The organism is Lactobacillus kalixensis DSM 16043 (assembly GCF_001434335.1).
In the GTDB taxonomy this organism is placed as follows: Bacteria; Bacillota; Bacilli; order Lactobacillales; family Lactobacillaceae; genus Lactobacillus; species Lactobacillus kalixensis.
The window spans coordinates 17,353-39,257 of sequence record NZ_AZFM01000018.1; the positions used below are offsets into that span (position 1 = coordinate 17,353).

At 34.2% G+C, this 21,905-nt stretch carries 17 protein-coding genes and 1 other annotated feature; of the genes, 15 read left to right on the forward strand and 2 right to left on the reverse strand.

Annotated elements, in window-relative coordinates; all coding sequences use genetic code 11:
* Positions 1 to 118: 118 nt before the first annotated feature.
* The 12 genes from treR (at position 119) to FC46_RS06290 (ending at position 13,228) form a co-directional block, all read left to right on the forward strand.
* Entirely contained in the window at positions 119 to 844 is a 726-nt protein-coding gene (gene treR / locus FC46_RS06235; RefSeq protein WP_057798899.1) for a trehalose operon repressor, read from the forward strand.
* Between the two features lie 14 nt (positions 845 to 858).
* Positions 859 to 2,523, forward strand: a complete 1,665-nt coding sequence (treC, locus tag FC46_RS06240) for an alpha,alpha-phosphotrehalase (RefSeq protein WP_057798901.1) — start codon at positions 859 to 861, stop codon at positions 2,521 to 2,523.
* Between the two features lie 81 nt (positions 2,524 to 2,604).
* Positions 2,605 to 3,129: a GNAT family N-acetyltransferase gene (locus FC46_RS06245; protein WP_057798903.1), complete on the forward strand. Its 525-nt coding sequence runs from the start codon at positions 2,605 to 2,607 to the stop codon at positions 3,127 to 3,129.
* A gap of 189 nt (positions 3,130 to 3,318) precedes the next feature.
* Entirely contained in the window at positions 3,319 to 4,287 is a 969-nt protein-coding gene (locus FC46_RS06250) for a Gfo/Idh/MocA family protein (protein WP_057798906.1), read from the forward strand.
* A 17-nt stretch (positions 4,288 to 4,304) separates the two neighbouring features.
* Complete coding sequence (locus tag FC46_RS06255; RefSeq protein WP_057798908.1) at positions 4,305 to 5,846, forward strand: exopolyphosphatase; 1,542 nt, start codon at positions 4,305 to 4,307, stop codon at positions 5,844 to 5,846.
* On the forward strand, positions 5,843 to 8,041 hold the full coding sequence (locus FC46_RS06260; RefSeq protein ID WP_057798910.1) for an RNA degradosome polyphosphate kinase: 2,199 nt from the start codon (positions 5,843 to 5,845) through the stop codon (positions 8,039 to 8,041). The genes FC46_RS06255 and FC46_RS06260 overlap by 4 nt, the downstream gene beginning before the upstream one ends.
* A complete protein-coding gene (locus FC46_RS06265; protein WP_057798912.1) occupies positions 8,034 to 9,410 on the forward strand; it encodes a DUF2252 domain-containing protein in 1,377 nt (458 codons plus the stop codon). Before FC46_RS06260 ends, FC46_RS06265 begins: the two co-directional genes overlap by 8 nt.
* 40 nt (positions 9,411 to 9,450) lie before the next feature.
* The gene (locus tag FC46_RS06270) at positions 9,451 to 10,383 is read left to right on the forward strand and encodes a Ppx/GppA family phosphatase (protein WP_057798915.1); all 933 of its coding nucleotides are present in this window, start codon (positions 9,451 to 9,453) and stop codon (positions 10,381 to 10,383) included.
* A gap of 59 nt (positions 10,384 to 10,442) precedes the next feature.
* Positions 10,443 to 11,282, forward strand: coding sequence for a pyridoxamine kinase (locus tag FC46_RS06275; RefSeq protein WP_057798917.1), 840 nt, complete (start codon positions 10,443 to 10,445; stop codon positions 11,280 to 11,282).
* Between the two features lies 1 nt (position 11,283).
* Positions 11,284 to 11,832, forward strand: coding sequence for an ECF transporter S component (locus FC46_RS06280; protein WP_057798919.1), 549 nt, complete (start codon positions 11,284 to 11,286; stop codon positions 11,830 to 11,832).
* Positions 11,833 to 11,842: 10 nt separating this feature from the next.
* A complete protein-coding gene (locus FC46_RS06285; RefSeq protein WP_057798921.1) occupies positions 11,843 to 12,283 on the forward strand; it encodes a GNAT family N-acetyltransferase in 441 nt (146 codons plus the stop codon).
* Positions 12,284 to 12,391: 108 nt separating this feature from the next.
* Entirely contained in the window at positions 12,392 to 13,228 is an 837-nt protein-coding gene (locus FC46_RS06290; RefSeq protein ID WP_057798923.1) for a hypothetical protein, read from the forward strand.
* A 49-nt stretch (positions 13,229 to 13,277) separates the two neighbouring features.
* On the opposite strand, the gene brnQ is transcribed toward FC46_RS06290, so the two are convergent.
* Positions 13,278 to 14,642, reverse strand: a complete 1,365-nt coding sequence (brnQ, locus tag FC46_RS06295) for a branched-chain amino acid transport system II carrier protein (RefSeq protein WP_057798925.1) — start codon at positions 14,640 to 14,642, stop codon at positions 13,278 to 13,280.
* Between the two features lie 59 nt (positions 14,643 to 14,701).
* Positions 14,702 to 14,949: a binding site (T-box leader), on the reverse strand.
* Positions 14,950 to 15,363: 414 nt separating this feature from the next.
* On the opposite strand from brnQ, the gene FC46_RS06300 reads away from it, so the two are divergent.
* The 3 genes from FC46_RS06300 (at position 15,364) to FC46_RS06310 (ending at position 20,486) form a co-directional block, all read left to right on the forward strand.
* Positions 15,364 to 16,941: an ATP-binding cassette domain-containing protein gene (locus FC46_RS06300; protein ID WP_057798927.1), complete on the forward strand. Its 1,578-nt coding sequence runs from the start codon at positions 15,364 to 15,366 to the stop codon at positions 16,939 to 16,941.
* The gene (locus FC46_RS06305; protein ID WP_057798929.1) at positions 16,941 to 18,521 is read left to right on the forward strand and encodes an ATP-binding cassette domain-containing protein; all 1,581 of its coding nucleotides are present in this window, start codon (positions 16,941 to 16,943) and stop codon (positions 18,519 to 18,521) included. Before FC46_RS06300 ends, FC46_RS06305 begins: the two co-directional genes overlap by 1 nt.
* 318 nt (positions 18,522 to 18,839) lie before the next feature.
* The gene (locus FC46_RS06310; protein ID WP_057798931.1) at positions 18,840 to 20,486 is read left to right on the forward strand and encodes a peptide ABC transporter substrate-binding protein; all 1,647 of its coding nucleotides are present in this window, start codon (positions 18,840 to 18,842) and stop codon (positions 20,484 to 20,486) included.
* A gap of 318 nt (positions 20,487 to 20,804) precedes the next feature.
* Here FC46_RS06310 and FC46_RS06315 read toward each other — a convergent pair whose 3' ends face one another.
* The gene (locus FC46_RS06315; protein WP_057798933.1) at positions 20,805 to 21,671 is read right to left on the reverse strand and encodes an SEC10/PgrA surface exclusion domain-containing protein; all 867 of its coding nucleotides are present in this window, start codon (positions 21,669 to 21,671) and stop codon (positions 20,805 to 20,807) included.
* Positions 21,672 to 21,905 lie beyond the last annotated feature (234 nt).

Below are 21,905 nucleotides of genomic sequence, written 5' to 3' on the forward strand. Positions count from 1 at the left end.
GTTTAATATAATTATTTTGAAAAAGTTTACATTGCTAATCTAATGGGAGATTAAAAATATTTTTACTTGTATTTACACCAGTGATATATTTAGATTGACTTAGAAAGGAATAACTAATATGGCAGAATCAAAAACTGATTTAATCGCTCAAGATATTGCTTCTAAAATTAAGCATGGACAATTTAAATCGCACGAATTTTTACCAAGTGAGAACCAATTAACCACTTTATATGGGACTTCTCGAGAAACTATCAGAAAAGCCTTGGATCAACTCAATTCATTAGGACTGATTCAGAAAATAAAGGGGAAAGGTTCGCTAGTTTTAAATCTTGAAAAGTATTCTTTTCCTATTTCTGGGATAACTAGTTTTTCTGAACTAAATAAATCATTAGGAATGAAGGCACAAACAAAACTACTTAAGTTAGAAAAATGCGATGACTTGCCTCAAATTTTTAAAGATAATTTTCCAGAACAAGACAAGCAAGCGGGCTTTTATCTGCGAAGATTGCGTTTAATTAATGGTGAGCCAGAAGTATTAGATTGCGATTATTTATTTAATCCACCTATTGATACACTTCCTAGAGAAGCTGCAGAACATTCTATTTATGAATATTTTGAAAAAAAACTCAATTTAGATATCTCATATGCAACAAAAACCATTACAGTTGAAAAGATTAATCATGAATTACAAGATATCCTACAACTCTCTAATTCAACTGCTGTCTTAGTAGCTAGTCGCAATTTTTTAAACGATACATCTTTATTCCAACTAACTTTATCTTTTCATAATCCGAAGAAATTTAGATTCGTCGACTTTGCTCGAAGAAGAAAAATCAAATTATAAATGGAGGAATTCTAATGTCAGATTTAGGCAAAAAAGTAATTTACCAAATTTATCCCAAGTCTTTTTATGATTCAAATGGTGATGGCGTCGGTGATATTCCAGGCATTATTAAAAAGATCGATTATCTTAAGAAATTAAACATCGATATGATCTGGTTCAATCCATTCTTTGTTTCACCTCAGAATGATAATGGTTATGATATCGCTGATTACTATAAGATCGATCCAAGATTTGGCACAATGGCTGATTTTGAAGAATTGGTTGCCAAGCTAAAAGAAAATAACATCGGTGTCATGCTCGATATGGTGCTTAATCACTGCTCAACAGAAAATGAATGGTTCAAAAAAGCTTTAGCAGGGGACGAAAAATACCGCAAATTTTTCTATTTGAGAAAGGCAAAAGCTGATGGCAGTTTACCAACCAATTGGCAAAGTAAATTCGGTGGTTCAGCTTGGGCAAAATTTGGCGACACTGATTACTACTACTTACATCTCTATGATCCAACTCAAGCTGATCTTGATTGGCACAACCCAGAAGTAAGAAAAGAACTTTTCAAAGTTATCAACTTCTGGCGTTCAAAAGGCGTCCAAGGTTTTAGATTCGATGTTATTAATGTAACTGGGAAGTCCGAAAACTTAGTAGATTCTACTGATCCAGTTGAAGAAAAGAGCTTGTATACTGACACACCAATTGTTCATCAATATTTAAAGGAAATGAACAAAGAAAGTTTCGGTCAAGATCCTGACAGTGTTACTGTTGGTGAAATGTCTTCAACCACCATCCCTAATTCAATCGAATACTCAAATCCAAATGAACACGAATTATCAATGGTCTTTACTTTCCACCACTTAAAAGTTGACTACAAAAACGGTGAAAAGTGGTCCAAGATGCCATTTGATTTCATGAAGCTTAAGCAATTATTCACTGAATGGCAAGAAAAGATGGATCAAGGTGGCGGCTGGAATGCATTGTTCTGGGATAACCACGATCAGCCTTGGGCATTAACTCGTTTCGGTAATACCGGCGAATTTCATGAAAAGTCTGCAGAAATGTTAGCTACTGCAACTCACTTCATGAGAGGGACTCCATATATCTACATGGGTGAAGAATTAGGTATGATCGATCCTGATTACCATACAATTGATGACTATGTTGATATTGAAAGCAAGAATGCCTACAAAGAATTACTTGAAAAGGGCATGAGTGAAAAAGAAGCTTTCGAAATTATCAAAGATAAGTCTCGCGATAATTCTCGTACACCAATGCATTGGGATAGCAGTGAATATGCTGGCTTTAGTAAGGTTAACCCATGGCTTATGCCAACTGATCAAGAACGCATTAACGTAAAAGATGAACTTGACCACGGTGAAATCTTTAACTATTACCAAAAATTAATTAAGATACGTAAGAATGAAAAGTTGATCTCTGACGGTCACATCAAGATGTTCTTAAAAGACGATCCTCAAATCTTTGCATATGAACGCCATTTAGATGACAGTAATGAAAAATTATTAATTTTCACTAACTTCTACGAAAAAGAACATTCTGCAATCTTGCCTGAAGAATACCAAGGTAAAGACTACGAATTATTGCTTGGTAACTATGATCATGGAAATGGTAAATTAGAAAAAGAAATTAGCTTGAAGCCTTATGAAGCTTTAGCTATTAAAATCAAGTAGCAAAAAGCACAAACTTTTTTACGAGTTTGCGCTTTTTTGAGATAAAATATAACTATTTCAAGAAGAGGTGCAGTTGAACCAATGATTAAGTACACTAGACTTGCCCAAGAAAAGGACATTGACGCGATTATAAAAATTATTGACGAAGCCAAACAATTTTTAAAAGAGGCGGGTAGCCCGCAATGGCAAAGTGGGTATCCAAATATAGATACGATTACAGAAGATATAAAAAAGGGAAACGGTTATGTATTTGTAGTAGGAGAGCAGGTCGCAGCATACGCAGCTATCGTTATTGGTGATGATCCAAATTATCAAGAGATCGATGGTGCTTGGAAAAACACTAAAGACAAATATGCGACTGTTCACCGCATCTGCATTAGTTCAGCTTTTCAGGGGCAGGGATTAGCTAAAATCTTTTACTCAAACATTATCAGTTTAATGGTAATGAAGGGGATTCATAACTTTAGGGTTGACACTTACAAGTTAAATAGACCGATGCAAAAATTAGCGCTAGATAACGGTTATGAGCATCGTGGAATTATTAGAATTATTGATGACCCGCTTGATCCAGATCGTTTGGCATATGAATTAAATTTGAACATTTAATAACAAGAATTGATAACGATAGAAACAGATAGACAGTTTGTTTCTGTCGTTTTATTTTTGTTAAAGATTTTTCTTATTATACTAATATCAATACATTAACTCGAGATAAAAGCATATAATAGAATAGTAAAACACTTTCAAAGTTAGCTTTTAAAAAAACATATAAATCATGATTTTAAAGGAGAAAAAATGAAACTTTTAATTGCTGGATCGGGCTTTATCGTTCACGATTGGCTTACAATTGCTAAAGATTTAAAAGATACCGAACTCGAAGCAATTGTAACAACTGCTCGAAGTGAGAAAGTTGGACAAGAATTAGCAACTAAATACGGAATAAAACACACTTATATTGATTACGACTTAGCTTTAGCTGAATCTAAAGCGGATACCGTCTATGTTGCAGTTCCCAATTTTTTACATTATGAATTTACAAAAAAAGCTTTACTTGCTGGAAAAAATGTTATTTGTGAAAAGCCGTTTACGCTAAATTTAGCAGAATTTGAAGAACTAAAGAAGATAGCGCTAGAAAAAAATCTAGTATTAATTGAAGCTATTACCAACATCTATTTACCCAACTTCAAACTAATTAAAGAAAAGTTGCCTGAACTTGGTAATATTCGGATTATTACCATGAATTATTCTCAGTATTCGCATCGCTATGACAACTTTAAAAAAGGAATTATCGAACCTGTTTTTGATCCCGAAAAGGGTGGCGGCGCTCTGCTGGATTTGAATGTTTATAATATTCACTTACTAGTAGAATTGTTTGGATTGCCTAAGTATGTAAAGTATTTAGCAAACATTCAGCGCGGGGTAGATACTTCTGGAATTCTGCTCTTAGATTATGGCGATTTCAAAGTATCCTCAATTGCTGCTAAAGATGCTGGCGCTCCCATCACTTCTATTATTGAAGGTGATGAAGAAACGATCGTGATTAATGGTGCAATCAACTCTTTACCATCATTTGACATTTACCAAAAATATAAAAAGTTAAATCATTTCGACGTTAATGACCATCCACATAGAATGTACGATGAATTTGTTGCTTTTGAAAAAATTATCAAACAGCATGACATGGATGCTGTCAAAGACAGTCTTAAGCACAGTGAAGATGTCATGAAGGTCATTGATTCTGCTCGCAAGGAGTTTAAACAATAGGAAAAGTTAGATCTAAAATGAAAAAGAAATTATTTGGCTTAATTTATATGTCTTCTTACAAGATTCAACTTAATATTGTTGATCTTAAGGACTTTTCAATTATTGAAAAAATTGACTCTCCATCATTCATTCAAGCTGATAACAAAAGCGAAGTTTTTGAACAAGATATGGCAAAAATCTGTACCGCGATTATTGGCTTTAAAGAAGCACTCAAGGATTATCGAGTTAAAGACTTCAAATTTTACGGAAATTCTCAACTAATCGATTCATTGTCATCAAGCTATATTGCTGATCAGATCAAGTTTAGAACCGGCTTGGAGATTGAATGGCTTAGCAGTAGTCAAATCATTCATACAAAAGTACTCAGCGGAATTAAAAGTTTGCACTCAGTACAAGATTCTGAAATAGGTGTGAAGCCAACGTATTTACTAAGTTTGGGTTCAGCCATGATCAATCTTTCATTGTTTGAGAACGATAAGTTTGTTTCGGCTTGGAGTTTACCTCTTGGCCCACGTGAAATTCAACAAATCAACCAAATTACTACTGATAGCCCATCAAATCCAATTGATGTAATCAATGATTATATCCGTAGCAAAATTGATCATTTAGCTCGGCAATTGCAAACTAATTCAAATTGTGCGGTAATCATTCAACACACTGATGTGATGAGCAACCATTTCTTAGCAGAAAATGATACTGCTGACGAAATATCTAGAGATACTTTTGAAAATTTTTACGAACAAACTATTGAAATGCCAAGTAGTATTCTACAGCATACCTATCAACTAGAGCCTGCTGTAGCGGAGCATACTTTACCGAATCTAATCGTAATCAAACGCTTTATTGATTTACTAAATCCAAATAAGATTTTTATCACAGATATGTCAGTTATTACTGGTCTTTTGATGGAAGAAGCCGATCGTAAAAGGATTCAAAAAAATAAATACGGCAATGAAATCATTATGACTTATGCGCAAAATATGGCAGCTCGCTATTTAGTAGATCCTGATCATGCATCAACTATCCAAAAATTTGCTGTTCATATTTTTGATCGATTACGTAATGTCCATCTTTTACCGGAAAAAGACCGTCTATTGTTGAGCTTAGCTGCAACGGTTGCTGATATCGGTAGTTTTGTTAACCAAGTTTGCCGATACGAGCAATCTGCTGAAATTGTAGATGCTAATAAATTAATTGGTCTATCAGATCGTGATAACGAAATTGTTAGTGAAATTTGTCGTTATCAAACTACTGATGAAAATCCAAGTCAACCAGACATTGGCGGATACCACTATCGTCAATTGGATCCACAAATTCAACTTGAAGTGGTTAAATTATCAGCAATTCTCAGAATTGCAACTGCATTAGATGCTTCTCATAAGCAAAAAATCAAAAAGATTGTTATTTCATTAAAGAAAGACAATCAATTAATCATTCGCGCGAAAACTAACGCTGATATTACCTTAGAGCGTTGGTCCTTTAATAAACGCGCACAATTATTCGAAGATGTTTTTGGTATTAAAGTAAGTCTGAAACAAGAGGGTATGAACAGACGATGAATAAAATTGAACAGGACGAACTTAAAGATTTTAGAAATCCGAATTATTTTACCAACCGTGAATTGAGTTGGATGGACTTTAATGATCGAGTTTTAGAAGAAGCTAGAAACAAAGATAATCCACTACTTGAACGATTGAACTTCTTAGGTATTACTCAAAGCAACGTTGATGAATTCTTCATGGTTAGAGTTGCTTCCCTTCATAAATTGGTTGCTGCTAAAATCAAAACAACCGATTCATCAGGCATGACCGCAAAGCAGCAGCTTGATGCTATTAACAAGAAGGAACATTTAACTGTCGAGAAACGTTACTCAACTTATCAACGTTCACTTTTGCCGCTTCTTGAAAAGCAGAATATTTTTATTAAAGATGTTTCTGAATTAACTGATCGTCAGCATGAGTTTATTCGCCGTTACTTTAACGATGAACTCTATCCTGTTTTAACTCCAATGGCTGATGATACAAACCGTCCATTTCCATTTATTGCAAATGACTCTTTGAATATCGCTGTTAGATTGAAAGACAAAGAATCTGGCGAACATGAATATGCGACAGTTCGTGTACCTAATATTTTCAAGCGCTTAGTTAAACTGCCTGAAGAAGATAACAGCTTTATTTTGCTTGAGTGCATTATCAAAGAATACATTGGCAAATTATTCGACGGATATGAAGTTAATGAAGCTGCCTGCTTTAGAATTACTCGTGATATGGATCTTGATGTAGCCGAACGTGATACGTCTGATTTCTTAAGAAGTGTCCAGCGCCAGTTAAAAGATCGTGAACACGGAAAAGTTGTTCGCCTTGAAATAGAAAAATCAATGGGCTGTGAAATCAGAAAAAGATTGTTTAAGAAATTAAAAGTAGATGATTCTGCAATCTATGAAATATGTGGTCCAATTGACTTAACTTTCTTAAAGAAATTGCCTGGTGCAATCACTAATCATAAAAATCTTCATTACAAGCCATTTAAGGCTTACATTGATCCTGATTTAAGAATGTCGAGTGATATTTTTGCCAATATCAGAAAGCAAGATTACCTTGTTCAACACCCATACGATTCCTTCGATGCTGTCTTGAACTTTGTTAAAAAAGCCGCATCTGATGACAAGGTTTTAGCTATTAAAATGACTTTGTACCGTGTTTCCGGTAATTCACCAATCATTAAATATTTGGGCGAAGCTGCACAAGCTGGTAAACAAGTGACAGTACTTGTTGAAGTTAAGGCACGTTTCGACGAACAAAATAATGTCCATTGGGCACGGACTCTTGAACAAATGGGTTGCCACGTAATCTATGGATTAAAAGGTTTGAAGACGCACACAAAAATCACATTAGTAATTCGACGCGATGAAGACGGAATCCGCCGTTACTTACACCTTGGAACAGGTAACTATAACGATGTTACTGCACATTTTTACACTGATATGGGATTATTTACTAGCCACCGCGAGCTAGGTGTTGATGCAACTAACTTGTTTAATATGCTATCTGGTTACTCTAAACCTCCTTACTTCAGAGAATTGCGCATTTCTCCAAAACATATTCGCGAATTTATTAATCAAAAAATCGATAATGAAATTGCAATTGCTAAAGCTGGGCGTAAGGCTGAAATTCACATGAAGATGAATTCTCTATCAGATCCACAAATCATTGAAAAACTATATGAGGCTTCAAATGCAGGGGTTAAAATTCATTTGATTATCAGAGGAATTTGTTGCTTAAAGACTGATATTCCTGGCGTTAGTGACAATATCGAAGTTCACTCGATCGTTGGTCGACTTTTAGAGCACAGTCGAATTTATTATTTCTATAATGACGGTAACGATGAAATTTATCTTTCAAGTGCCGATATGATGAAACGCAATTTGAACCGTCGTGTTGAAACGCTTTTTCCAGTTTTGCAACCAGACCTTAAGCAAAGAGCAAAAGACATCTACGCTAAAATGTGGGAAGACAATATTAAAGCAAGAATTTTGCATGGTGACGAATACTCAATGATTGATCGTCGTGGAAAAGAAGCAGTTAACTCACAAGAATTTTTCATTAAACAAGCTGAAGAAAAGAACCAACTGCTTAAAGAAGAAAAGGAACAAGAAAAGGAACAAGAAAAAGCAGCAAGAGCAGATACTTTTGAAGTAATGCGCCGCGAAGATGAGGAAATTACACTAAAAGAAGGCCAGAGCCAAGATGAGTAATGATTTTGTTCTCAAAAAGTTTAGTATTCAAAAACTTCGCATAAAAGCCAGCAAAGATGAACTGATTGAAAAAGGACGGGAAAGAGCAAAGCTCATTCCAATTGAAAAACTCTGTGAATTTAAAGGCGTCCGACGTGATCTTGTTCAAATGATTAAAAAGCAAGAAAGTACAATGATTCCTGAATTAATGGCTATGCGTCATCAAAGAATGATGTCCAACGCGTTCTCATTTTTGCGTGGAACTGCAGAAGTAATGGAAACTGACTTACGACAAGGTAATCAAAGCCAAATTCCTGTTATGATTTGTGGCGATGCTCACCTGAACAATTTTGGCTTTTTTGCTTCACCTGAAAGACAACTCTTGTTTGGCCTAAATGATTTTGACGAAACTAGAATAGGGAATTGGGAAAGTGATTTAAAACGTTTAATGGTCAGTATCCAATTATCCGGTGAAATCAATGGCTATAGTCAAAAAGAAATTGATGCTGTTCTTATTAGATCTGCCAAAAAATACGAAAAAGGTATTAAATATAGCAACGATTTGAAGATTCTTGATCGTTACTATTTGTCATATAATATTACCGATCTATTGAAGCAAGCACAAAACGATGAGCAAATGACTACGCTTTTAAATAAAATTGCAAACCGTGCGCCAAAACATAACTCCGATAAAGTTGTTCAAAAATTTACAACTGAAGAAAATGGCAAGCTTGTTTTTAAAGAAAATCCACCACGTGCTCGACGAATTTCTGAAAAAACTTACAAGGATTTACTTGAAGCTTTTGATCAATATCGGCAAAATGTCTCACCAGATATTCAAGCTGTACTGAGTAATTTTAAAGTCAGTGATATTATTCGTTACAGCGTTGGTGTGGGAAGTTTTGGCACTCGCTGTTACTTGGTTTTATTAACGGGTAAAGACAATAGCCACTTAGTTTTACAAATCAAAGAAGCTATGCCTGCTAAGTACGATCTCCTTAATTTATCTATTGAAGAAGCTAAGAAACAGGGCTTCGAAGAAGGACAACGTGTAATTACTGGTCAACGAATCTTACAAACATTCTATGATCCATTCTTAGGATATACTAGAACCAATGATCGCAGTTATTATGTTAGACAATTTCGTGATATGAAGGATGCAATTGATGTTACAAAACTTGATCTAACTAACTTCTGTGCATATTCTGAACTTTGCTGCTACATTTTGGCAGTAGCTCATTATCAAAGCCCAACTGCACCAATGATTTATGGTTATTTGGACAACACCAAGAAGTTTTCAAAAAATATAACTACTTGGACAAAACTATATAGCCAGCAAGTGCATAAAGATTACGATCTTTTTGAAAAATATTTGCGCGGGGAAGAATAGACCGTTAATATAATATAAAAGATCAAAGGAGTGTGCTGCTATGAAAAACCTAGTAATTATTGACTTAGGCTCTAATTCAGTCCGAATGAAAATTTGTCAAATTGACGAATATGGTAGCTTTGAAATCGTTTCTTATCACAAAGAATACGTTCGATTGTCAGAAAATATGGGTCCTGAAAAAACGTTAAAAACAGAACCAATTGAACGAACAATTCAAGCTTTAAAGGATTTTAAGCAAGAATATGACCAATTCGATAATATCGAAATCCGTGCTGTAGCAACTGCAGCAGTCCGCCAAGCCAAGAATCAGCAAGAATTCCTTGACCTGGTCAAGAAAGAAATTGACTTAGAACTTAGAGTAATCTCAGGAGAAACTGAAGCATATCTCGATTATTTAGGCGTAGTCAACACTTTGCCTGTTAGAAACGGAATTTTAATGGATACTGGTGGTGCTTCAACTGAACTGGTTTGGATTCAGAATAGTGAATGTAAAGCTCGCGTCAGCATTCCTGTCGGATCAGTACTTTTATCACAGAATTATGATTTAGGTGATGCAATAACTGCTAGCAACTTGTATCATGCAATGAATGCAGCTGGTAGAAAAATTTCTACCGTCCAATGGCTGGGACAAGTGCACAATTTACCATTAATTGCTTTAGGTGGCAGTAATCGAACCATTGCAAAAATTCATCGCCGGGAAAAGCACACTTCAATCGATGATCTACCAGACATTCATGGTATGCATTTATCTACTAATTATGTCTTTAATTTGATTTCTGATTTGATTTCAATGAATAAAGAAGAAAGAATGCAAGTACCTGGTTTAGCTAAAAACCGTGCGGATGTCATCATTGGTGGTTTAATTCCGATTAGTTTAGTCTTGCGAAATTTACAAATTGGTGAAGTTATCTTTTCTAACCATGGTTTACGTGATGGTATTTTGTACGATTATTTGAAGAAGAATCATCAATAAAAATATAGGCTCCTGGTTTTTACTAGAAGCCTGTTTCTTTATATTTACTTGGAGAAAAAATGAATATGAATTTGCTAATCAGTCAAGATTTATCCTGTGCGGGCCAAGTTTCTATGAGCGTTGCATTGCCAATTTTAGGAGCATGTGGCTATAGTCCCTCAATTCTACCAACAGCTATGTTATCTACACACACTGGGGGCTTTGGTAGGAATACTTTTTTAGATTTATCTGATGAAATTTCTAAAATTATTGATCACTTGCAAGAAGTTCCGTTAGACTTTGATACTATATATTTAGGTTATTTGGGTGCAAACGCCTTAAATGCTTGGCTAAAAAATATCAAAAAAATTTATCAAGAAAATCAAATTATCTTACTTGATCCAGTTATGGGAGATCATGGTAAGTTTTATTCTGGCATGAATTCAGATTATGCCAAAAATATGCAGAAATTAGCCAAATATGCGACCATTTTAACACCAAATTTAACAGAAGCCTGTATGTTGTTGGATATTCCACTTAATCAAATTTCAGAATCATTACCTTTTGCACAAGAAGTAATGGAAAATTTAAAAGAAAAAATGTCAAATAAGAAAATTGTCATTACGGGTATTCCTTTAAATGATGAAATTGGTATGATTGGTTATGATGGTGAAAATACCTGGACTTTGTCACAAAAGAAAATTGGTCGATCATTCTTTGGAACGGGCGATATCTTTGCCAGCGTCTTTTTAGCTAGTTATCTAACCAAAGCAGATTTGAAAAACGCCGCTGAAGTCGCAGCCAAATTTATTACAATAGCCATAAAAAATACCAAACCTGATCAAGATCAAAGATTTGGTCCAAACTATGCAGCAGCGTTACCTTGGTTAATTGAAAGATTGAGAAAGGATAGTGAATAAAATGAGAACAAAACAAAATTCATTACAAGCACTAGTTTTAACTGGTTTATTTGCAGCAATTATTTATATCGGAATTTGGGTATTACGCATCCCTATTCCAGCAATGGTAGGGCGCCCATTCATTCATTTTGGTAACACTTTAACTGCCGTAGCCATTCTTTTACTTGGATATCGAAATGGAATGATAGCTGGGATTATTGGCCTGGGTGGTTTCGATATTCTAAACGGTTATGCTGCTACTTCTTGGTTGACAATGTTAGAAGTCGTAGTTGTAGCTAGCGTAATTACTCTAGTTTTTAGAGCTTTTAAATATCAAGACACCAAAAGAAATATTATTATCATCGCAATCATTGCTGGTTTAACAAAAATCTTGACCACCTACTGTGTTTCAATTGTAGAAGCCTTGATGGTGGGGACTAGTCTAAAAGTTGCTTATATTGCTGCTTTTTTGAGTCTACCAGCAACTGTTGTTAACTCATGTACGACAGCAATTTGTACACCTATTTTGTACTTCATTTTTAAAGATGCTGCTCGTCGAATTTTAAAATAGTGAGGTAATCATGGATTGGAATGACAAGATTTTTTCTGAATTATCCACTAAGGAATTATTTCAGATCTACAAATTAAGAGCAGAGGTTTTTAATGCTGAACAAGAAAGTTCATACCCAGATCCCGATAATAATGACTTAATTGCTCATCACGTTTTCGCGACTGAAAACGGTGAATTGGCTGCATATGGACGTTACTTTCCTGAAGATGGCATGGTAACCTTTGGTAGGATCGTTGTTGCCCCAAATTTTCGCAAAAAAGGATTAGGTAATGAATTAATCTTCAAAATTATGGGCGGCATCAAGGCAGAATTTCCTAATACTAAGATTTTTATCCACGCACAATTGTATGTTGCAGAAATGTATAAAAAATTCGATTTTGAAACAAAAGGTGCTGTTTTTATTGAAGCTGATCGTAAACATATTATGATGTATCATGACCCGCTTAACTAATATTCGAATTTAACGTTTCCGTAAATAATTCTTAAAGATCAACCTTTGACAGATCTGATACAATATTTATATACGAAAGTATAAGTTTTAGAAAGAGAGTTTACACTAATGAACAAGAAATTCGGTATTACCGCTGCAGCAGTTTTGATGGCTTTATCATTATCTGCTTGCTCATCAAACGGAAGCCAAAGCAGTTCTTCAAGTACAAGTCAAAGTTCTCAAGTTTCAAAGAAGAATTCAAACTCATCAGCAAAGACTAATCAAACTAACAAATCAAATAATAGTAGTGCATCTTCTTCAAGTAAGCCATCATCACAAGCTCCTGAAGAAAATAGAATGGCCAAGATGACTGCAAAGCTTCGTGAAGCTTTGCCAGGAATGCTTTTACCAACTACCGATGGCTTAGGTCAAGGCTCAGATAAGCTTAACGTTCGCTATACTAAGAACGGAAACACAAATGTTGTATATTACAGTGTTGGTGATTCTTCAGCTGACTTTAACGCTGACAGTGTTAAGAACGAAAAGCCATTTGCTATTTTAACAGAAATTAAGAATGCTTCCTCTTCCGAAGTAGAAGACACAATCAACTACACTCCTGAACAATCTGGTTTACCAACTACTAAGTTGGATTCAAATACCACTGCTACTATTCAAGGAGCAGCTGGTCAAAGATACTTACAATGGAATGCAAATAATTATTCATTTGTAATCCAAGCAAGTAGCCAATTGAAGAAGGATCCAACTGATCGTGGTAAGTCTGTTCTTCAATTGAGCAAGCAATATTCATTACCTAAGACTTCTGACAAGGGTAGTGTTCGCGTAATTGTTGGTGATAGTGTTGGTTCACTCAATACCACTATTGCATGGCAAGATGGCAACAACGTTTACCAATTGAAAGCACATGATACTGAAACTGCATTTAAAATGCTCAACAGCTTAAAGTAAAAATTTCAAAAAAACTCGATAGTCCTAGAAAAAGAACTATCGAGTTTTTTTAATCTTCAATTGTTTTTAAAGATTTTTCTGACCTAACGAAATGAATAATTAAACCAATAACTAGCCCTAAAATACTAAACATTAACCAACCAAATCCAAGATTAAACAACGGGATATACTTTTCAGCAAAGCTAACAATTGCTTGCATGAATTGCGTATTCTTAAGCATATCTGGAGTTGAGTTAATCATATCAAAGAGAGCAGGGATCAAAGTTAAAGCAGTAGTAACTTTGTAAACGATCGGATCATTTTTAAATAGTGGTGAAAGGATACCTAAGATTACCAAACTGATTGCTAGAGGGTATAAAAGCATTAAAACAGGGGTAGACCATGCAATGATTTGATCTAAACCAAGGTTAGCAATAATGAATGATAAGAAACAGTTAAATGCTAAGAACTTCTTATAAGAAATCTTTGGAAATTCACGATGGAAGTCTTGAGCAAAGGCAACAACTAGCCCCATGGCTGTAGTCAAACAAGTTACAGTAGTTAAAGTAGCAAGAAGTGCATCACCAATTGTTCCTAAGTAGTAGTGAGCAATTTGAGCTAAAGCCGTACCACCATTTGAAGAAAGCTTGAAACTATTCAAACTAGTTGCTCCGAGCCAGATAAGGCAAATATATATTAAAGCTACACCTAGAATTCCAATAAAACCACTCTTGGCAGTTGCAATTGAAACTTCTTTTGACTTTTTAATTCCTAGTCCCTTAATTGCAGTAATAACTGTGATTCCAAAGGCAAGTGCGGCCAAACAATCCATTGTGTTGTAGCCTTCCAAGAAACCATTTGTAAAAGAGTTATGAACATAGGCTGCAGTAACTGCAGTATTGGATGAACCTATCGGATTAATGAATGCCAAAAGGAAAATCACGAACAACATAATTAAGAAAACAGGGTTAAGTATTTTACCAATTAAGTTAGTAATTTTAGCTTCTGTAGCAGATAAAAAGTAAACGATGCCAAAGAAAACAGCAGAAAAAATTAATAATCCAATTCCTTGTAAATGACTTGGGATATGATTAGCAAAACCAATAGTAAAAGGAACTGTTGCAGTTCTTGGTGTCGCAAACAATGGTCCTAACGTTGCATGAATCAAAATCAAGAAGATTAATGCATATCTTTTACCAATCGGTTTAGCCAAATCATAAATACCGTTTGATCTAGTAATACTAATTGCCAATAGTGACATTAATGGAATTAAAACTCCGGAAATTAAGAACCCACTACTCGCTAACAACCAATTTTTCCCAGCTAATTGTCCTAGGTGCACAGGGAAGATTAAGTTTCCTGCACCAAAGAGCATTCCAAAAATTAGGGAAGCGATAATTATTGTTTTACGAAATGTAAGTTTAGATTCATTCATAGATTTATACCTCTCTTATTGATTCCTTACTACGAAAAAACGCCCCTTAAGCTATTTGCTTAAAGGACGCTTTATGAGCGTGTTACCACCTTTTGTTTACATTATTATCACTAATAATGCCTTACGCGTACGTGATTATTTCAGATACGCTGGTGCTATAACGGGCACTCCCTGCTAAAACTTCATTATCTGTCGCCTTAGCCACTCATAGACTACTTTCAAATTAATTCCATGCTATACCTGCTTTCACTATCTCAGGCTCGCTTTTTAGCTGAACTAATTCTACTTTTCTATTCGTAGTGTTTACTTTTTCTTGTTGAAAATAATATACCCAAAAATAGAGGAGAGGTCAACATATTTTTTCAAATTCTTTTAATTTTTCATTATTACAAAATCCGCTTTTCTAAATTAGAAAAATATGATATATTTTTAGTTAAATTATAGAAACGTGAGGAATTTGCCAAATGATGATTCGTTTATTGAATCTTTAATACTTGATTTATTGAAAAAAAGATAAAAAATTACGCTTATTTAGTGTACGCAATTTTTTCGTAATCGGTATTAACAGTAAACGAATCTATGGTGATTTCTTATGGAAAGTCTACCTTTATTTGTTGCACTGTTATTCGAATATGAATGAACAGTGTTTTTTTTCGATAAATCAATCTGAAATTTAAAACAAAATGGAATGTTATCGTAAAAAAACAAATGAGGAATTTAAATGAATTTAAAAGACTATTTAAAAACCAACTATATGCGTGCCTTCTGTGTATTATTCCTGATTACACTGACTCAAGCTGGAACTACAATCTATACTTATCTGACAAGTCCACAGTTAAACGCTATTGCAAAAGGAAAGTTCACGTTATTTATTGAACTTCTAGCATTGCAATTCATTGTCGGGCAAGTCTGTAATGCTAGTTATAACTTTGCTAGTGTACAAAACACTAAACAAACACAACATTTATTTCATCAAGTTCGGCAAAATATCTTACATCATTACTATCAAACACCTGCTAAAGTTTCTGAAATTGAAAACCATCTCGGAAATGATTTACAGTTAATTGAATCAAATTACTATGGTCTCTTTTTCAACTTTACGTGTGATTTGATCTATACAATTTTAACAATTGGGACTTTGTTCACATTTCACTGGATTTTGGTTGTATATAGTTTGTTAGTAGCATTCTTTGCGATTATCGTACCTAGATTTTTAGAAAAATATACTAATAAAGCCACCCAAGAAGTCTCTAATAAGAATGCTCATTTTTTAAACGTTATCGAAAATTGGTTCAATGGACTTGAAGAATTGAGAAGATACAAGAACAAAAACATATTGAAAAAGGAAATCGGAGAATCGAGCAGTAAGTTAGAAAAAAGTGAGTTTCAACGTGAAAAGGTTTTGACTTATGTAGCTCTCGTGTCTGCAATTTTCGAAATTCTAGGTAAAGTAGGGGTTCCCGCCATTGCAGGAATTTTATTTTTCAATCATCAAGTTAATTTAGGAGCGATTTTAACTGCAGGATATTTTGCAAATGGAATTTTTTATTGCGTAAGAAACTGCGTTTCAAACTATGCTCAACTTAAATCAACTCAAACTTTAAGAAATCGATTATCAGATTTGCAAAAGGTAAAAAAAGAAAAACACTATGACTCAATTGATGATATCGATGAAATTATTGCTACTGGCTTAACAGTACAATACAATTGCAGCAAAAAAATTTCTTATCCCGATTTAGTAATAAAACGTGGTGAAAAGATCCTTTTGACTGGTGATAGCGGCACAGGTAAGTCGACTCTATTAAAAGTTCTACTTGGACAAATAAAACCCAATAGTGGTGAAGTAGTTTATAAAAATAAAAGTGGAAAAATTATTCATCCAAATCTAAAGCGGTTGGGGTATTTAGAGCAAGAACTAATCATGTTTAACGGTAGCATTTTAGACAATATCACTATGTTTGATTCAAGACTTGATGATAAAGCTAAAATAGCCGTTAACCCTAACGCTTTCTCAAAAGATGTGAAAAATCTAAAAAATGGATTATCTACTAAGATAAATGTTAAAAAGAATATTCTTTCAGGTGGTCAAAGACAAAAGGTTGTTTTAATGCGGGCATTGGTTCACAATAAACCAATTTTGTTTTTGGATGAAGCAACAAGTGCAATCGATCGCAATGCTACAACAAAGATTCTGCGTAATTTGACACAGGGTAAGCAAACTATATTAATGATTGCTCATAATTTGAACAAAGAACAAAAAGACTTATTCGATCGTGAAATTTACTTGGAGACGAAATAATGAACCTAAAAGAAGTATTTACATTTAATCCATGGCGTTTCTGCCTAGCACTTTTATTACAAATTATTGGTGCAGTAGTTGAGATAGTATTTGCGTATTTTTTAACTTTACAGTTTAACGCTATTCGTAATCATAATCTGCGAATGTTTGCCTTTTTTACAGCTTTACAGCTAGGTTGTTATATCTTAGTTTACGTTAGTGATAATATTGCTGGGATTATATGGCAAAAGCATATTCAAAGTTATTTACATTTAATCAGACAAGAATTAACAGATCATTATTTCTTAGATGGAAAGAAATATCATGTAGCTAGCGTACAAAATCGTTTAACTAACGATTTAAATTTGCTTCACAATGATTACTTAAACTCTTTTCGTTATATAGCTGGAATGATAGTTAGTGTATGCAGCGTCGCATTAACACTCCTTACATTTCAATGGAGTTTATTAATAGCATGCTTAATCTTAGCAATTATGCAAGTTTATTTACCTAAATTAATAGATAAGCAATTGCAAAAAGCTACAAGCAGAGTTTCTAACACCAATAAAAGATATTTAAAATCATTGAGCGATTGGTTAATTGGATTGTCAGAGCTTTATCGTTACTTGGCAGGACAAAAGCTGTTTGAAGTCTTAGCCAAAAAGGCAAAAGCCTTAGAAGATGCAAAAGTAGACAAAGAAAAGGTCGATCAGAAACTAGATTATCTGAATCAGTTAGTATACTCGGGAGGGGATATATTAATTTTATTATTAACCGGATTTTTAGTTACTAATAATATGGCAGAGTTTGGATTAATCGCAAGTATTGGTAACTTTAGTTCAGCTTTATTTGCTTCGTTGCAGGGAATTGCCAACTATGGTGGTAGAATGCGAGCAACTAAAGAATTACGAGATAACCTTTTGCAAGAACGAGTAGTGATCGAAAACAAAGAGAATTCCGATTTAGAAACTGCTGCTGGGTTTACTACAGAAGACTTAGTGATTAATTTTAAGAATGGTGAAGAATTATCTTTCCCTAATATCCGCGTGAATGCTGGCGAAAAAGTGCTGTTGACTGGCGATAGTGGAGCTGGTAAGAGTACTTTATTTAAGCTGATCTTAGGTGAAGAAAAAGCTTCAGATGGCAGTATTAAATATTTTGATGCAAATGGAAAAATAGTTAACCCTGATCTATCAGAAATTGGATATTTAGCGCAAATTCCTACACTTTTCCCAACAACTATTGTTGAAAATATTACAATGTTTAATGATAACCTTCAAAAATATGTTGATGATGCTGTTCAAAAAGTGCAACTTGGAAAAGATATTGCGAAATTTTCTGATGGTCTTGATACAAAAATTTGCCTTAATCCTCTAAATGTTTCAGGAGGGCAGAAACAAAAGATTGTTCTTGCCAGAAGCAAAGTTCATCAAAGTAAGTTAATTTTGATTGATGAAGGAACTAGTGCAATTGACCAAGTGGCAACGTCCAAAATTTTACAAGAACTGGTGAAAACTGATGCCACGGTTGTCTTTATTGCACATAATTTAACCGATAAAGTTCGCCAGATTTTTGACCGGGAGATTAGTTTAACTAAATAGTCTCAATAATAACTTTTTTTAATTAGTACTTACAAAAAAATAGAAGTTTTTGTTGACATTATGTAAGTGAACAGTTATGATTTAACTTGTAATTAATAAGGAAGGGAGCCTGTGGCTATGTTGAAGTTCACAAATAGAATTCAAAATACTGAATGTTGTTGCACTCGTTGCATCCTATTTGTTGTGCCTAACGTGCCACGAGTCTCAATTTAAGTATTATTTCTAGTAACATACCGATATTAGAATAATTTCTGAAGCGAGCTGTAGCCTGTTAGGCTATGGTTCGTTTTTTGTTTTGAAAAGAAAGAGGAGAAAAATATGAAATTCAAAACAATTGCTGCAAGTATAATTACTGTTTCTGCTGCTTTGGTACTTGCTGCTTGCGGCAACAACTCTGGACCTTCCAGTAGTTCAAGTAGTGACAATAAGACACTTAATTTAAGTGCTACTGCAGCACTTGATACAATTGATATTAGTAAATCAACTGGTTACGGCCAAACGGGTAACGTTTTTGAAAGTTTTTATCGTTTGGGTAAAAACGGTAAGCCTGCTGCCGGTTTAGCTAAATCCGGTCAAGTTTCAAAAGATTGTAAAACATGGACTTTTAAGCTGAGAAATGCCAAGTGGTCCAACGGTGACCCTATTACCGCAGAAGATTTTGTTTACTCATGGCGTCGTAGTTTAAATCCAAAGACTGCTTCACCATATTCATACTTGTTTAGTGGTGTGAAAAATGCTGATGAAATTGCAGCTGGAAAGATGAGTCCAAATAAACTTGGAATTAGTGCACCTGATAAAAGTACTGTAGTTGTTAAATTAGATCGTCCAATTGCTTACTTCAAAGTTTTGATGGCTTATCCATTATTTGGACCACAAAATGAACGAGTAGTTAAGAAATATGGTAAAAAATATGCAACTAAGTCTGAATATCAAGTTTATTCAGGTCCATTTAAGATTAAGAACTGGAACGGCACTGGTGATACCTGGTCATTTGTAAAGAATAATAATTACTGGGACAAAAAGGTGGTTAAATTAAACAAAATTAACTATCAAGTTGTTAAGTCTACAAATACTGGCTATCAAATGTACCAACAAGGAAAACTCGATTTGACCCCACTTTCAAGTGAACAAGTAAAAAACTTGAAAAGCAACAAGGACTTTACAACTTATCCTTATTCATTAGTTCGTTACATAATGTATAACTTCAATGATAAGAATTCAATTAATCGTAAAGCCTTGAGAAATCGAAATATCCGTTTAGCTTTATCATTATCAATCGATCGTGATGTCTTAACTAAGAAGGTATTAGGTAATGGTTCTACTAAACCAACTGGATTTGTAGCAAGTGAATTAGCAAATGATTCTAAGACTGGTGAAGATTTTGCTAAACAACAAGCTGTTAAAAACACTACTGTCTACAATTTAGCGTTAGCTAAGAAGTATTGGAAGACTGGTTTAAAGGAAATTGGTCAAAAGTCATTAACATTTAATGTCTTAGCATCAAATGATGATTCAGATAGTGATCAATTGAGCCAATACCTCCAATCACAATGGACTAAGGAATTGAAGGGAATTAAGATAAATATTGATAATATTCCTGGAAAATCAGAAAATAGTCGTGCTCAAAATGGTGATTTTGACATTCTGTTATCTCACTGGGGTGGAGATTTTAATGATCCAATGACTTTCATGCAAATTCCTATGAAGAACACCTCTTATAACTATGGTAAATGGAATAATGCAGAGTATAATGCATTAGTTAACCGTGCATCTAATCAAGATGCAAATGATGTTAATAAGCGTTGGAATGATTTAGTTAAAGCAGCCAGAATTGTAAATTCAGAACAAGCAATCACGCCACTTTACCAACAAACTACTGCATTTTTACAAAAGGCAAGAGTACACGGGTTAATTCATAACACCGCTGGTACGCAATGGAGCTATAAGTATGCTTACTTAAAATAAATAAAAAATCCGTTGAGATACAAGTTCTCAACGGATTTTTTATTGTAAACTCGAGGCTGAGTTTTAATATATCAAAGCAGACTTACTGGTAGCAGTTGTTCAAAATGGATTAAATATTGTTGGTTTAAATTCATCGTTAGAAGGATTTTGGCTTTCAATAATTCTAATTGAAGAAAAATTTAAGTAGCTCAGTAAGTCCACTTTTAATTGTAGTCCCATTATCTAGAGATTCAAATTAAACATACTTTTTTGCAAATAAAAAACTCAAGTATGGGACTAAATCATACTTGAGTTTAGATTAGGAAACTTTAATAAATTTTAGTGATTGAATTTCTTGTAGTTCAAGATGTAACGTGGAGCAACACCAATCATATGTACTGAAATTCTTCTGTTATCTAAGCTACTAAAACTTACAGCGAAGTATTTAGTAGGAGCATCAAAGCCTTTGCGGTATGAGCGAAGACCTAAAAGGTCACCAGCGTGTTCCCATTCAAAGTATCTTGATGCATCATTATAATCATTACCTGAGAAACCGCCAAACAACATTTGTTTAATATTAAAGTAAATTTGTTCCTTTAATACCTTCATAGAACGCTTGTTAGAACTCCATTCTGAGGTAATAGGTAAGCCAGCTTCATCTTCGTAAACTTGACCAGCTGTGTAGTTTAAGCCACAAGCCTTAGCTGCACGCTTAATGCCTGCAACATCGTGATCTGAATCCCAGCAAGAAGCTCCATCTTTGTTATAGTTGATGGCAACTTGATCAGCAAACTTAAGTGCTGATTTGCTGTAAGTCCATGGTCTTTTACCCATTTGAGCACGCGCAGAATTAATAACGCTTAAAGCATATTTACTAATTTCATCTTTGTCAGATTCGCTTAAGTTGGTAACAGTAACAACTCTATCATCTGAAGAATCATTATCACTAAAATTATTTGTTTTCATTCCAATCATGGAACCACGCACCAAAGCCTTTTTTGCTTTGCTACTTAATTTACCATTGTTGGCTTTCAAGATATTTGCTTTTGTATAGCCTGATGATTTTGGAAGCGTAATGCTTGTTGTAGCTGCTGAAGCAACTTCAGTAATTGAAATATTGGCAACTTCATTAACAGTTGCAACACCGCCAAGTGCTAATGCAGCAGAAGCACTAATCATTGAAACTAAACGTAAACTCTTTCTCATTTTCCTAATCCCCTAATTGAAAATACATTAAACTCAATTGCTCTTTAACAGAAGTAGTCAATTTCTGTTATTGCAATTTATCATTTCAAAGTAGTCAATTTTAAAATGATAAATCTTAGTCCTTAAGTCTCTTCACATAGTATGTTACCAGTTTAAAAATATGCCGCTACAGGGGAAGTGGTAAGTGTCAATATTTTTGCGGTAGGTTATAAACCATTAGTCTAACCTTAATTC